Source organism: Halanaerobium kushneri (assembly GCF_900156285.1).
In the GTDB taxonomy this organism is placed as follows: domain Bacteria; phylum Bacillota; class Halanaerobiia; order Halanaerobiales; family Halanaerobiaceae; genus Halanaerobium; species Halanaerobium kushneri.
Genome location: NZ_FTNC01000040.1, coordinates 1 through 14,439 on the forward strand (window position 1 = coordinate 1; position 14,439 = coordinate 14,439).

Annotated in this window: 15 protein-coding genes and 1 other annotated feature; all 15 genes read left to right on the forward strand. The window is 37.4% G+C overall.

What is annotated here, in order from left to right:
- A partial coding sequence (locus BW929_RS14550) for an EF-Tu C-terminal domain-related protein (RefSeq protein ID WP_143009710.1) occupies window positions 1-94 on the forward strand: 94 nt, incomplete at its 5' end.
- A 244-nt stretch (window positions 95-338) separates the two neighbouring features.
- Window positions 339-488, forward strand: coding sequence for a 50S ribosomal protein L33 (gene rpmG / locus BW929_RS14555; RefSeq protein WP_014553844.1), 150 nt, complete (start codon window positions 339-341; stop codon window positions 486-488).
- Window positions 489-524: 36 nt separating this feature from the next.
- On the forward strand, window positions 525-728 hold the full coding sequence (gene secE / locus BW929_RS14560; RefSeq protein WP_076546198.1) for a preprotein translocase subunit SecE: 204 nt from the start codon (window positions 525-527) through the stop codon (window positions 726-728).
- Between the two features lie 36 nt (window positions 729-764).
- Window positions 765-1,334, forward strand: a complete 570-nt coding sequence (nusG, locus tag BW929_RS14565) for a transcription termination/antitermination protein NusG (protein WP_076546199.1) — start codon at window positions 765-767, stop codon at window positions 1,332-1,334.
- A gap of 48 nt (window positions 1,335-1,382) precedes the next feature.
- Window positions 1,383-1,805, forward strand: coding sequence for a 50S ribosomal protein L11 (gene rplK / locus BW929_RS14570; RefSeq protein ID WP_076546200.1), 423 nt, complete (start codon window positions 1,383-1,385; stop codon window positions 1,803-1,805).
- Window positions 1,806-1,906: 101 nt separating this feature from the next.
- On the forward strand, window positions 1,907-2,611 hold the full coding sequence (rplA, locus tag BW929_RS14575; RefSeq protein ID WP_076546201.1) for a 50S ribosomal protein L1: 705 nt from the start codon (window positions 1,907-1,909) through the stop codon (window positions 2,609-2,611).
- Between the two features lie 42 nt (window positions 2,612-2,653).
- Window positions 2,654-2,785 (forward strand) — a sequence feature (ribosomal protein L10 leader region).
- Window positions 2,786-2,826: 41 nt separating this feature from the next.
- Window positions 2,827-3,342: a 50S ribosomal protein L10 gene (gene rplJ / locus BW929_RS14580; RefSeq protein ID WP_076546202.1), complete on the forward strand. Its 516-nt coding sequence runs from the start codon at window positions 2,827-2,829 to the stop codon at window positions 3,340-3,342.
- 23 nt (window positions 3,343-3,365) lie between these two features.
- On the forward strand, window positions 3,366-3,734 hold the full coding sequence (gene rplL / locus BW929_RS14585; RefSeq protein WP_076546203.1) for a 50S ribosomal protein L7/L12: 369 nt from the start codon (window positions 3,366-3,368) through the stop codon (window positions 3,732-3,734).
- 369 nt (window positions 3,735-4,103) lie between these two features.
- Window positions 4,104-7,358, forward strand: coding sequence for a DNA-directed RNA polymerase subunit beta (gene rpoB, locus BW929_RS14590; RefSeq protein WP_143414059.1), 3,255 nt, complete (start codon window positions 4,104-4,106; stop codon window positions 7,356-7,358).
- A 26-nt stretch (window positions 7,359-7,384) separates the two neighbouring features.
- Window positions 7,385-10,864 (forward strand): DNA-directed RNA polymerase subunit beta', encoded by a 3,480-nt coding sequence (gene rpoC, locus BW929_RS14595; RefSeq protein ID WP_076546205.1) that lies wholly within the window; start codon window positions 7,385-7,387, stop codon window positions 10,862-10,864.
- A 229-nt stretch (window positions 10,865-11,093) separates the two neighbouring features.
- The gene (locus BW929_RS14600) at window positions 11,094-11,336 is read left to right on the forward strand and encodes a ribosomal L7Ae/L30e/S12e/Gadd45 family protein (protein WP_076546206.1); all 243 of its coding nucleotides are present in this window, start codon (window positions 11,094-11,096) and stop codon (window positions 11,334-11,336) included.
- 20 nt (window positions 11,337-11,356) lie between these two features.
- Entirely contained in the window at window positions 11,357-11,728 is a 372-nt protein-coding gene (gene rpsL, locus BW929_RS14605) for a 30S ribosomal protein S12 (protein WP_005488205.1), read from the forward strand.
- Between the two features lie 14 nt (window positions 11,729-11,742).
- Window positions 11,743-12,210, forward strand: a complete 468-nt coding sequence (gene rpsG, locus BW929_RS14610; RefSeq protein WP_076546207.1) for a 30S ribosomal protein S7 — start codon at window positions 11,743-11,745, stop codon at window positions 12,208-12,210.
- Window positions 12,211-12,255: 45 nt separating this feature from the next.
- Window positions 12,256-14,322: an elongation factor G gene (gene fusA, locus BW929_RS14615; RefSeq protein WP_076546208.1), complete on the forward strand. Its 2,067-nt coding sequence runs from the start codon at window positions 12,256-12,258 to the stop codon at window positions 14,320-14,322.
- Between the two features lie 25 nt (window positions 14,323-14,347).
- Window positions 14,348-14,439 (forward strand): GTP-binding protein (locus BW929_RS14620; RefSeq protein ID WP_023878051.1); only part of this gene is annotated, 92 nt, incomplete at its 3' end.

Here is a 14,439-nt window from a genome sequence, read left to right on the forward strand (position 1 = left end):
TACTCCAATAGCTATGGAAGAAGGACTACGTTTTGCAATCCGTGAAGGTGGTCACACAGTAGGAGCTGGAGTTGTAACTGAAATTATTGAGTAAGTACGGCAGATACTTGATATTCTAAGTTATTAAAACTTAAATTTAATTCCATAAGCATGTGCAGAACTGAGCTGCACATGCTTTTTTTCTAAAAAAACATTGACATTAGTCTTTAAATATGGTAAATTAATTAAGGTTAAGAATCAGAAAAAATATAGAATAAATAGAGGGAGATTTATTAAACAACTCTCTTAAATATAAGATTTTCAAGCAGGATCTGTTTGATTGAGGAGGTGGATTTACGGTGAGAGAAATTATTACACTAGAATGTACAGAATGCAAAAACCGCAATTATTCTACCAAAAAAAATAAGAAGAATACCAGAGATAGACTGGAACTAAAAAAATATTGTAAGTTTTGCAAGGAGCATACCCTCCATCGTGAAACAAAGTAGAATCATTAATACTTTAGCTGAGGAAGTGATTTAAAGATGGCAAAAGAACTCGGGTTTTTTGGTAAAATAGCTAAATTTTTTAAATCAGTTAAATCTGAACTTAAAAAAGTAAACTGGCCAAACAAAGAAGAAATTACTTCAAATACATTAGTTGTAATTGTTACAGTAATTGCTTTGATATCATTTATTGGTTTAATAGATCTGGCACTGGCTAATATAATTACTCCACTAATTTCGTAATTGAGGAGGTGAGGATTCTTTAGAGAATCCTTAAATATGAATGAAGAAAGCAAGTTAAATGAAGAATTAGAAAAGGCAAGAGAAGATGTGCCCTGGTATGTTGTTCATACATATTCAGGACATGAAAGAAAAGTTAAGGCAAATCTTGAAAAAAGAATAGCCAGTACAGGTATGGAAGATAGTATTTTTCGTATTTTAGTTCCAACTGAAGAAAAAATTGAAAAGAAAAAAGGGAAAGATGAGGTAGTTAAAAAAAGAATTTTCCCTGGTTATATTTTACTGCAGATGGAAATGAATGATAAATCATGGTATGTTGTAAAAAACACACCTGGTGTGATTGGCTTTGTTAGTGGAGGGACTAAACCTCTTCCTGTCGAAAAGTCAGAAGTCGATGCTATTTTAAACAGTATGGGCGAAAAAGCTAAAAAAGTTTCCGTTGATTTTGAGGTTGGAGATCAGGTAACTGTAAAAGATGGTCCTTTTGAAGACTTTGATGGAGTTATTAAAGAAATACATCCTGAACAGGGTAAAGCGAAAATTCTTGTTTCAATGTTTGGAAGAGAAACTCCAGTTGAGTTAGAATTTGATCAATTTGAGAAACATTAGTTTATCTTTTTATATAGATAATTATTTTGAAGAAAGGGGTGTTTTAAAATGGCTAAACAGGTTATGACAGTAATTAAATTACAGATTCCTGGCGGACAGGCTAACCCTGCACCACCTGTAGGTCCTGCTCTTGGACAGCACGGTGTTAATATTATGGAATTCTGTAAATCTTTCAATGCTAAAACTAAAGATAATCAGGGAACATTAATTCCGGTAGAAATTACAGTATACCAGGACCGTTCTTTTGATTTTATTACTAAAACTCCACCGGCTGCTGTATTGTTAAAGCAGGCTGCAGGAATTGATACTGCTTCTGGAGAACCAAATGTAAACAAAGTTGCTACTGTAAGCAAAGATGCTGTGCAGAAGATTGCAGAAACAAAAATGCAGGATTTAAATGCTGGTAGTTTAGAAGCTGCTATGAGCATGATTGAAGGTACAGCACGAAGTATGGGAATTCTAGTCGAGTAAAATTTATTTTTACTTGTTGAACAGGAAATAATTATTTTAAATTAATAGACGTAATTCAGTGGGAGGAAAGATTCCGCTAATACCACAAAGGAGGAATAATAATGGCAAAAAGCAGACGTTATGCAGAAACTTTAGATAAGTACGATCGTGAAAAGTTGTATGAGCCCAAAGAAGCTTTTGGATTAGTTAAAGAACTTGCAACTGCAAACTTTGACGAAACAATTGAGCTTTCAGCAAGATTGGGAGTAGATCCTAAACATGCTGATCAGAATATAAGAGGAACTGTTGTTTTACCGGAAGGTACAGGTCAGGAAGTAACTTTAGTTGTTTTTGCTAAAGGTGAAAAAGCCAAAGAAGCTGAAGAAGCTGGAGCAGATTTTGTAGGTGGAGAGGAACTCGCAGAAAAAATTGAAGGTGGCTGGTTAGATTTTGATCTAGCAATTGCTACACCTGATATGATGAGTGTTGTTGGTCGTTTGGGTAGAGTTTTAGGGCCTAAAGGCTTAATGCCTAATCCTAAGGCTGGTACTGTAACTTTTGAATTAGAAAAAGCAGTAGCAGAATTTAAGGCTGGTAAATTGGAATACAGGGTAGATAAAACTGGTATTGTACATTTGCCAATCGGTAAAGCTTCTTTTACTGAAGAAGAGCTTTTAAATAACTACCATAAAATAATGGATACTCTTGCCAAAGAACGTCCAGCTGCAGCTAAGGGTAAATTCTTTAGATCTTTAGCTATCTCACCAACAATGGGACCTGGAGTTAAAATTGATCCAGCAGCTACAATGTCTTTTATTGGACGCTAAAAAAAGTTTGACCTGTTAAGTTTTTTGTGTTATATTTATTGAGACAAGAAAATAACCTAACCGAAGACAGTAGGGGCGTAATGCTTAAATTTCCTGCCGAGGGCAACTTTCTGCAAATGTAATTTTTGCATTTATACCTCCTGACTGTCTACAGGAGGTTTTTTCAATTTATAAAAAGATTTATTGTTGAGCTCATATTTTGAGGGGGTGAAAATGTGGCAAGACCAGAAAAAGAAGCGGTTGTTAAAGAACTTACTGATAAATTTACCGGTGCAAAATCACTAGTTATTACAGATTATCTGGGTTTGAATGTTGCCGAAATGACAGAATTAAGAAGCAAGTTAAGAGAAGCGGGAGTAGAATTTAAAGTTGTAAAAAATACTCTGGCTACTATTGCTGCTAATGATGTTGAAATGGAAGAAATGACAGAATACTTCTCGGGACCTACAGCTATAGCTTTTGGTGAAGATGATGCTGTGTCTCCTGCGAAAATTTTAGTTGAATTTGCCAAAGATCATGATGTTTTAGAAATTAAAGCTGGTCTTTTAAATGGTGAAATCATAAGTAAAGATAAAGTGGAATCCCTGGCAGAAATTCCTTCCAGAGAAGAATTACTCGCAAAGGCTTTTGCAAGTATGAAAGCACCCCTATCTGGATTGGTCAACGTATTGCAGGGTAATATCCGCGGCTTAGTACAGGTGTTAAATCAAATTAAAGAAGAGAAAGCTTAAAAATATTAAGGAGGATTATTATAATGAATAAAGAAGAAATTATTAGTGCAATTGAGGAAATGAGTGTTTTAGAATTATCTGAGCTGGTTGAAGAATTAGAAGAAAAGTTTGGTGTAAGTGCAGCTGCACCTGTTGCAGTAGCTGGTGGAGCAGCTGGTGGTGGAGCAGCAGAAGAAGAACAGACAGAATTTGATGTTTTCTTAGCTGATGTTGGTGGCAAGAAAATTAAAGTTATTAAAGCTGTTCGTGAGTTAACAGGTTTAGGCTTAAAAGAAGCTAAGGCTGTTGTTGATGATGCACCTGGTAATGTTAAAGAAGGTTTAGCTAAAGAAGATGCAGAAGAAATGAAAGAAAAATTAGAAGAAGCTGGAGCAACTGTAGAACTTAAGTAAATCCAGCATTACAATATAACAATTATGATAATAGTCCTGCTGTATGGTTTATCTTACATATACAGTGGGACTATTTTTTCATGATGTAATGTGAAATTCTCTCTTTTATATACATTTATTTATTATTTTTATAATTTATATAATTTGTGACTTTATTGGATAAAATTTATTTAATTAACAAGTTGAATTTTATATTTATTATGAAAATAATAAATAATACAAAAGAGTGTAAATGAGAGAATTTCATTAAAAATCTCTTGACAAGAGATTTTTCCTGTGCTATCATTATTAGATGTCTATAAGGTAATAAGAAAATGATTATTATGGGATAGTTTCAGCTAATTATTAGAATTTCCTGGGGGTGCAATGATGTCAACGGCAAGGGAAAGACATACTTTTAGTAAAATTGATGACGCGATGGACTTGCCAGATCTGATTTATACACAATTAAATTCTTATCAGTGGTTTTTAGAAGAGGGACTGCAGGAGGTTTTTAACGAAATCTCTCCAATTGAGGATTTTTCTGAAAATCTGGTGCTTGAATTTGTAGATTATTATTTGGAAGATCCCGAGTATACAGTTGAAGAATGTCGGGATAGGGATGATACTTATTCGGCTTCTTTGCAGGTTAAGGTTCGTTTAATTAACAAAGAAACCGGTGAGGTTAAGGAACAGGAAGTGTTTATGGGTGATTTTCCACTTATGACTGATAAGGCAACATTTATTATCAATGGTGCCGAAAGAGTAGTGGTTAATCAGCTTGTTAGATCATCTGGAGTCTATTTTAGTGATGAGAGAACAAAAGATGGCCGCCGTTTGATTACAGGTAGTATTATACCTAATAGAGGGGCCTGGATAGAATTTGAATATGATAAAAAGAGAATAATTTCTGTAAGAGTTGATAGAACAAGAAAACTTCCATCAACTGTTTTGCTGCGTGCACTTGGTTTTGGTACAGATGCAAAGATTATTGACGAATTTGGTGATTCTGAGGTATTACATGATACTTTAGAAAGAGATAATACTGAATCTAAAGAAGAAGCTTTAATTGAATTATATAAAAGATTACGTCCTGGAGAGCCGCCAACAGTAGAAAGTGCTACCAATCTTTTAGATTCGCTGTTTTTTGATCATAAAAGATATGATATGGCAGCAGTAGGACGTTATAAATTAAATAAAAAGTTAGAATTGGATATTGATAAAGATCGTAAATATCTTCATATAGATGATATTGCAGAAACTGTGAAATATATGATCAAATTGATCTATAATGATCCGGAAGCATATATTGATGATATAGATCATCTTGGTAATCGTCGTTTAAAAACTGTAGGTGAATTATTACAGAATCAGTTTAGAATTGGACTTTCCAGAATGGAAAGAGTAGTTAGAGAAAGAATGACAATTCAGGATGTGGATGTAGTTACTCCTCAGGCTTTAATCAATACCAGACCTGTTGTAGCTTCAATCCAGGAATTCTTTGGTAGTTCTCAGCTTTCTCAATTTATGGATCAAACTAATCCAATGTCAGAGCTAACTCATAAAAGAAGATTATCCGCTCTGGGACCTGGTGGTTTGAGTAGAGAAAGAGCTGGTTTTGATGTTCGTGATGTTCATCACTCACATTATGGACGTATTTGTCCCATCGAAACACCTGAGGGTCCAAATATTGGACTGATTGGTACTATGGGAACATATGCCAAAACAAATGAATTTGGATTTATTATGACTCCCTATCGTAGAGTAGATGATTCACAGGTTACTGATGAAATTGATTATTTAACTGCTGATGAGGAAGATAAGCATATTATTGCTCAGGCAAATGCGGAAATAGATGAAGAGGGTAACTTTACAAATGAATTTGTAATTGCCCGTAAGAGAGGAGATATCCTTGAGGTTCATCCTGAAGATATTGATTATATGGATGTTTCTACTAAACAGATGGTAGGGGTATCTGCAGCTATGATTCCTTTCTTAGAAAATGATGATGCTAACCGTGCTCTGATGGGAGCCAACATGCAGCGTCAGGCAGTTCCGCTGATGATTACTGATGCACCAATGGTTGCTACAGGTATGGAATATAAGGCTGCTAAGGATTCTGGAGCAGTTATTGTTGCTGAAAAAGATGGTGAAGTTGTCAGTGTAACTTCCAATAAAATTATGATTAAAAATAATGAAGGATTAATTGATAGCTATAAATTAATGAAATATAAAAGATCCAATCAGGGCAGCTGTATGAATCAAAAACCAATAGTTGCTAAGGGTGATCAGATTGAGGCTGGAGATATTATTGCTGATGGTGCTTCAACTGAAAAAGGTGAAATGGCACTTGGCCGTAACTCTCTTATCGCTTTTATGCCCTGGGAAGGATATAACTATGAGGATGCTATTTTAATCAGCGAAAATCTGGTTAAAGAAGATGCATTCACAACTATTCATATTGAAGAACATGAAGCAGAAGCCAGGGATACTAAACTTGGTCCGGAAGAAATTACTCGTGACATTCCAAATGTCGGAGAAAGTGCTCTGAAAAATCTGGATGAGCGCGGAATTATTAGAGTCGGAGCTGAAGTTGAAGAAGGAGATATCTTAGTTGGTAAGGTTACTCCAAAGGGAGAAACTGAGTTATCAGCTGAGGAAAGACTCTTGAGAGCTATTTTTGGTGAAAAAGCACGTGAAGTTAGAGATACATCTTTAAAAGTTCCCCATGGGGAAGAGGGAATAGTTGTTGATGTTAAAGTCTTTTCTCGTGAACAGGGAGATGACCTAAAACCAGGTGTTAACCGTCTGGTGAGAGTATATGTTGCAACTAAGCGTAAAATATCTGTTGGGGATAAGCTTGCTGGTCGTCATGGGAATAAAGGTGTTATTTCAAGAATTCTACCTGAAGAAGATATGCCTTTCTTACCTAATGGTGAACCAGTAGAAGTAGTACTGAATCCACTTGGAGTACCTTCTCGTATGAATATTGGACAGGTACTGGAAACTCATCTTGGTATGGCTGCTCGAGCTCTGGGGATTTATACTGAAACCCCGGTCTTTAATGGAGCTACTGAGGAAGAAGTGGAGGATATCCTGGAAGAAGCAGGCCTTGCCAGAGATGGTAAAACTGTTCTTTACGATGGTAGAACTGGCGAAAGATTTGAAGAAAGAGTAACGGTTGGAGTTATGTATATTCTAAAACTCCATCATTTAGTTGATGATAAATTACATGCGCGTTCAACAGGACCTTATTCTCTTGTTACACAGCAGCCGCTGGGTGGTAAAGCTCAGTTTGGTGGCCAGCGATTTGGTGAGATGGAAGTTTGGGCACTGGAAGCATATGGGGCCGCTTATACTTTACAGGAAATGCTGACTGTTAAATCTGATGATGTTGTAGGAAGAGTTAAGGCTTATGAGGCAATTGTTAAGGGAGAAAATGTTCCTGATCCTGGTATTCCAGAATCATTTAAAGTATTGATTAAAGAGATGCAGAGTCTTGGACTTGATGCTCGAATCTTTACTTCTGATGAAGAAGAACTGCAGGTTGCTGAAAATGAAGATGAAATGATGGAAACTGCACAAAAACTTGGATTAGATACAGACTTAAAATTAAGTCGTGATAATGATGATGAAGACGAATAATTCCAATATAGAAAGGGGAGAGACCCTTGTTAAATGTGAATAATTTCGATTCAATGAGGATCGGAGTTGCTTCTGCAGAGCAGATACGTGAATGGTCCCGCGGAGAGGTTAAAAAACCGGAGACAATTAATTACAGAACTTTAAAACCTGAAAAAGATGGTTTATTCTGTGAAAAAATCTTTGGTCCTACCAAGGATTATGAATGTCACTGTGGTAAGTATAAGCGGGTCCGTTATAAAGGTGTTGTGTGTGACCGCTGTGGAGTAGAGGTAACTAGATCCAAAGTGAGAAGAGAAAGAATGGGGCACATTGAACTGGCTGCACCATGCACACACATTTGGTATTTCAAAGGTATCCCCAGTCGTCTGGGTTTAATAATGGATATGTCACCAAGGGCATTAGAAAAAGTAATTTATTTTGTTCATTACATTGTAACTGACCCCGGTGATACACCATTAAGTGAAAAACAGCTGCTGCCTGAAAGTGAATACCGAGAAGCTAAATCTAAATATGGTAATACTTTTAAAGCTGCAATGGGAGCAGAAGCTATTCAGGAACTACTGGGAAGAATTGATGTTGAAGCTGAAGTTAAAGAATTAAAAAAAGAGGTCAAAGAAGCAAGTGGACAGCGGCGCAAAAGGGCAGTTCGCCGACTTGAAGTTATGGATGGTTTATTGGAATCAGGCTTAAATCCTGCTAATCTTGTCCTGAATGCAATTCCCGTTATTCCACCTGACTTAAGACCGATGGTCCAGCTTGATGGTGGTCGTTTTGCTACCTCTGACTTAAATGATTTATACAGAAGAGTTATTAACAGGAATAATAGATTGAAAAGATTGCTTGATCTTGGAGCACCAGAAATCATTATTCGTAATGAAAAAAGAATGCTGCAGGAATCAGTAGATGCACTAATTGATAACGGAAGGCGAGGAAGACCGGTTACTGGGGCTGGAAATAGACCGCTTAAATCTTTAAGTGATATGCTTAAAGGTAAACAGGGACGTTTCCGTCAGAACCTTCTGGGTAAACGTGTTGACTATTCTGGTCGTTCAGTTATCGTTGTTGGACCGGATCTTAAAATGCATCAGTGTGGTCTGCCGAAAAAAATGGCTTTGGAATTATTTAAGCCTTTTGTTATGAGAGGCCTGGTTGAAGAAGGTCATGCTCATAATATTAAGAATGCTAAAAGAATGGTAGAAGACGTTGATGAGGCAGTCTGGGGTATTTTAGAAGAGGCAATCAAAGATCATCCTGTTCTTTTAAACCGGGCGCCAACTCTTCACAGATTAGGTATTCAGGCTTTTGAGCCGGTACTTGTAGAAGGAAAAGCTATTAAGTTACACCCATTAGTATGTCCAGCTTATAATGCTGACTTTGATGGAGACCAGATGGCTGTTCACCTGCCATTATCTGTTGAAGCTCAGGCTGAATCAAGGTTGTTAATGCTGGCAACCACCAATATTTTAAATCCATCTGATGGAGGGCCAATTACTATTCCTACACAGGATATGGTTTTGGGTGTCTTCTATTTAACAACAATTAAAGAAGACAGAAAAGGGGCCGGAAAGATCTTTGCTAATGCAGATGAAGCTATCAAAGCTTATGATACAGACCGTGCTCACCTGCAGGCACCTGTTAAAGTAAGGATGAATGGCGAAATTATTGAAACTTCTATTGGTAGAGTGATCTTTAATGAAGCTTTACCGGAAGAAGTTGAATTTGTAAACGACAGAATAGGTAAAAGTGATCTGGGGGATTTAATTACTGACTTATATGAAGAAGTAGGTAATGATAAAACTGCTGAAACACTGGATAATATTAAAGCAATGGGATATGATTATGCTACTAGATCTGGTATTTCTATTGCAGTAAGTGATGCGGAAATTCCACCTTCCAAACCAGAGATTGTTTCTAAAGCGGAAGATGAGGTTCATCAGATCGAGAACCACTATCGTCGCGGAGCAATTACTGAGGATGAAAGGTATCATAAAGTTGTTGATATCTGGAACCAGGCAAAAGATGATGTAACAGATGCTTTGCTTGATAACCTTGACGAAAGCAATAATATTTACATTATGGCTATTTCAGGTGCCCGTGGTAATACATCTCAGATTTCTCAGCTTGCTGGTATGCGTGGTTTGATGGCTGACCCTTCTGGACGGATTATTGATGTTCCAATTCGTTCCAGTTTCCGTGAAGGTCTGGATGTTTTGGAATATTTCCTATCAACTCACGGTGCTCGTAAGGGTCTTGCTGATACAGCCCTTAGAACCGCTGATTCAGGTTATCTAACCAGACGTCTGGTTGATGTTTCCCAGGATGTTATCGTTAGAGAAGATGACTGCGGAACTGAAGAAGGTATTTATGTTGAAGCAATCGGACCAAAGGGTAAAAATGCAGTTGAGCCTTTATCAGAACGCTGTATTGGACGTTATACTGCAGAAGAAATTGTAGATCCAGAAAGTGGAGATGTTATTGTTGAAGATAACACTTTAATTAATAGAAAGAAAATGGACCAAATTGAAGCTGCAGGTATTGATCGGGTTAAGATTAGATCAGTTCTGACCTGTGAAGCTCAGCATGGAGTCTGCCGTAAATGTTATGGGCGCAACCTGGCAACAGGCCAGCCGGTTGATATCGGAGAATCAATTGGTATAGTCGCAGCCCAATCAATTGGTGAGCCCGGTACTCAGTTAACAATGCGTACCTTCCACACCGGAGGAGTTGCGGGTGATGATATCACTCAGGGTCTACCAAGAGTTGAAGAGCTTTTCGAAGGTAGAACTCCAAAAGGACAGGCAATTATGACTGAAAGAGAAGGTTATGTAACTGTTGTCGAGAAGAAGAACTCCAAACGAGTAGTTGTAGAAAACGAAGATGGAAAAAAGAAGACATATAAGATTCCTTACGGATCTAAGATGATTGTCAAAGATGATGACTACGTAACAGCTGGAGACAAGCTGACTGAAGGTCCGCTTGATCCGAATGTTCTGCTTAAAGTTAAGGGAGAAAAGGCTGTACAGAATTATCTTTTAGAAGAAGTACAAAATGTTTATCGCTCCCAGGGTGTTGAAATTAACGATAAGCACATTGAAGTAATAGTTCGTCAGATGATGAAGAAACTTAAGATTGTAAAGCCTGGTGATACTGATTTATTACCTGGAAGTCTGGTAAACAGATATGATTATCGTGAGGCCAATAAAAAAGCTGCAGAAGGAAATAATGAGCCTGCAGTTGCTAAGCCGGAGCTGCTTGGTATTACAAAAGCTTCACTGGCTACAGATTCTTTCTTATCTGCTGCTTCTTTCCAGGAGACCACCCGAGTCCTGACAGAAGCTTCGCTGGATGGAAAAGTTGATCCACTGCTGGGGCTTAAGGAAAATGTAATAATTGGACAGCTGATTCCAGCAGGTACCGGAATGAAATATTATAGAGATATTGATGTAGTTAAAGAAGATGGTACTATGTTTGGAGATTTGACTGAAGATCTAACTGATGTTGAATAAATATCATTCAGATCCATCAGTTTAATCTTATATTAAAATATAAATAAATTAGAAGAGTTTCCCCCATATTGTCAGGTGAATTTTGGACTGGAAAATTTATTAATTGGTTCACAATTTACAATATCAATAAAAGGGGAAACTCTTTTTAATTTTTGCTTGACATGGAACTCTAAAGCTGTTAAAATACTTAAGTGTGCTCAACAAAGTTTGATCTGGAGGTTTGCTTAAAATGCTAAGCGAAATACGTACTGATGAGCTGCTTGTTGGCAGCAAACAGACTTTGAAAGCTATAGCAGAAAATCAGGTTAAAAAGATATTTTTAGCTAAAGATATTGACCAGCCTTTAAAAGCTAAAATACTTGAGGCTGTTAATAATAATAATATTCCTTTTGAGATTGTAGAAAGCAAAAATGAATTGGGCAGAATTTGTGGGATCGATGTTTCTGCAGCTTCTGCAGCTCTATTGAAATAATTGGAAGGAGGTGGGATTGCATGCCGACAATTAGTCAGTTAATCCGTAAAGGACGAGAAAAGACTAAAAAGAAGACTTCCGCTCCTGCTTTGGAGGGTTCTCCACAGAAAAGGGGTGTCTGTACTAGAGTATATACTGCTACTCCTAAGAAGCCTAACTCAGCTTTAAGAAAGGTAGCTCGTGTACGTTTAACCAATGGAAAAGAGGTAACAGCCTATATTCCGGGAATTGGACATAACTTACAGGAACACTCTGTTGTATTAGTAAGAGGTGGAAGAGTAAAGGATTTACCAGGTGTTAGATATCATATTGTAAGAGGAGCACTCGATACAGCTGGTGTTGAAGACAGAAAACAGGGACGTTCCAAATATGGTGTAAAAAAACCTAAGTAAAAGGAGGGATTTTAGTGCGCAAAAATAGAGCAGAAAAAAGAGATGTAGTACCAGATCCAGTATATGATAATGTTGTTGTCAGCAGAATTATTAACAAATTAATGCTGGATGGCAAAAAAGGACTGGCGGAAAAAGCATTTTACAGTGCTCTTGATATCATCTCCGAAAAAACTGGTGAAGATGGTTTAACAGTAGTGAATGAAGCGCTGGAGAATATCAAACCAGCTCTTGAAGTTAAATCAAGACGTGTTGGTGGATCAAACTATCAGGTACCAGTAGAAGTGGATGAAGATAGAAAAAGAACTTTAGCATTACGCTGGTTAGTAACCGCAGCTAGAGCTCGCAGTGAAAGAACAATGAGAGAAAGAATTGCCGGAGAAATTATGGACGCATATAACAATACAGGCGGCGCAGTTAGAAAGAAAGAAGAAGTCCATCGTATGGCTGAAGCCAACAGAGCTTTTGCACATTATAGATGGTAATTTAGTTGCGTGATGTATATAATTTTTATATAAGGGGGGAGAATAGTGGCCCGACAATTTCCACTAGAAAAAACACGTAACATTGGTATTATGGCACATATTGATGCAGGTAAGACAACTACAACAGAAAGAATTCTTTATTATACAGGTCGAGTTCATAAAATGGGTGAAACTCATGATGGTGCATCTGTTATGGACTGGATGGAGCAGGAACAGGAAAGAGGAATTACAATCACCTCTGCTGCTACTACCTGTCAGTGGCGTGAAAACAGAATTAATATTATAGATACGCCCGGACACGTGGACTTTACAGTTGAGGTAGAAAGATCTCTGAGAGTTTTAGATGGAGCAATTGCTTTATTCTGTTCTGTAGGTGGTGTTGAACCACAGTCTGAAACTGTATGGAGACAGGCAGATAAATATGGAGTTCCCAGAATTGCATTTGTAAATAAAATGGATAGAACGGGAGCAGACTTTTTTAGAGCTGTAGATATGATGAAAGATAGACTTGGTGCTAATGCAGTGCCAATTCAGCTTCCAATTGGAAGTGAAGACAGCTTTGATGGAGTTGTTGACTTAGTAGAAATGGACGCTATTGTTTATGAAGATGAGCTTGGTGTTAATTTTGAAAGAGTTGAGATTCCTGAAGATATGAAAGATCAGGCAGCAGAATACAGAGAAATTTTAATGGAAGTGCTGGCTGAAGAAGATGACGAATTTATGATGAAATATTTAGAAGGTGAAGTAAGCACTGATGATATTAAGGATTTACTGCGTCAGGCAGTACTTAATGTAAATGTTATTCCAGTATTATGTGGATCTGCTTTTAAAAACAAAGGTGTACAGATGTTACTGGATGCAGTTTTAGATTACTTACCTTCTCCAACTGATGTACCGGCTATTGAAGGTATTAATCCGGAAACAGAAGAAACTGAAACAAGAGAAGCTTCTGATGATGCTCCATTTTCCGGTCTGGCATTTAAAATTATGTCTGATCCTTATGTTGGTAAATTAGCCTTCTTTAGATCCTATTCTGGAACTTTAGAAGCAGGATCATATGTATATAATGCAACAGCAGATATTCGCGAAAGAGTTGGCCGTATCTTGCAGATGCACGCTAATCGTCGTGAAGAAAGAGATCAAATTTATGCTGGTGACCTTGGAGCTTTAGTTGGTCTTAAAAATACAAGTACAGGTGATACAATCTGTGATCAGGATAATCCAATTATTTTAGAATCAATGGAATTCCCGGAACCAGTTATTGGAGTTGCCATTGAACCTAAGAGTAAAGCGGATCAGGATAAACTGGGTGAAGCATTACAGAGATTAGCTGAAGAGGATCCAACTTTTAGAGTTCACACTGATGAGGAAACAGGACAGACAATTATTGAAGGTATGGGAGAATTACACCTTGAAGTTATTGTTGACCGTCTCTTAAGAGAATTTAAAGTTGATGCTAATATTGGTAAACCGAAGGTAGCTTATCGTGAAACAATCACTAAGAAAGTTACCGGTGTTGAAGGTAAATTTATCCGTCAGTCTGGTGGTCGTGGTCAGTACGGTCATGTTGTGATCGATATTGAGCCTCAGGATGCAGGCGAAGGATTTGAATTTGAAGACAAAATTACCGGTGGAGCAATCCCACGTGAATACATTCCTTCTGTAGAAGATGGAATCAGAGAAGCAATGGAAAATGGTATTATTGCCGGTTATCCAGTTGTAGATGTGAAGGTTACATTGAATGACGGTAGTTATCATGATGTCGATTCATCTGAAATGGCATTTAAAATTGCTGGTTCAATGGGCTTTAGACAGGGAGCTAAAAAAGCTGGTCCTGCAATTTTAGAACCTGTAATGAGTGTTGAAGTTGTTACTCCCGAAGAATACATGGGAGATGTTATGGGTGACCTTAATGGACGTCGCGGTAAAGTTGAGGGTATGGAACCTAGAGGTAATGCTCAGGTTGTTAGTGCTCATGTACCACTTTCTGAGATGTTTGGTTATTCAACAGATCTCCGTTCTAAAACTCAGGGTAGAGCAACTTATACAATGCAGTTCTCTCACTATGAGCAGGCACCAAAAAGTATTGCTGAAGAAATTATTGGAGAATAGATAAATTTTTAAGGAGGAATAAAAAATGGCAAAAGCAAAATTTGAAAGAACAAAACCACATGTTAACATAGGAACAATAGGACATGTTGACCATGGAAAAACAACACTGACAGCAGC

Excerpts from the sequence above, each read along its gene's own strand:
- secE (WP_076546198.1), top strand. The coding sequence starts at position 525 with ATGGCAAAAGAACTCGGGTTTTTTGGTAAAATAGCTAAATTTTTTAAA.
- nusG (WP_076546199.1), top strand. The coding sequence starts at position 765 with ATGAATGAAGAAAGCAAGTTAAATGAAGAATTAGAAAAGGCAAGAGAA.
- rplK (WP_076546200.1), top strand. The coding sequence starts at position 1,383 with ATGGCTAAACAGGTTATGACAGTAATTAAATTACAGATTCCTGGCGGA.
- rplA (WP_076546201.1), top strand. The coding sequence starts at position 1,907 with ATGGCAAAAAGCAGACGTTATGCAGAAACTTTAGATAAGTACGATCGT.
- rplL (WP_076546203.1), top strand. The coding sequence starts at position 3,366 with ATGAATAAAGAAGAAATTATTAGTGCAATTGAGGAAATGAGTGTTTTA.
- rpoB (WP_143414059.1), top strand. The coding sequence starts at position 4,104 with ATGTCAACGGCAAGGGAAAGACATACTTTTAGTAAAATTGATGACGCG.
- BW929_RS14600 (WP_076546206.1), top strand. The coding sequence starts at position 11,094 with ATGCTAAGCGAAATACGTACTGATGAGCTGCTTGTTGGCAGCAAACAG.
- rpsL (WP_005488205.1), top strand. The coding sequence starts at position 11,357 with ATGCCGACAATTAGTCAGTTAATCCGTAAAGGACGAGAAAAGACTAAA.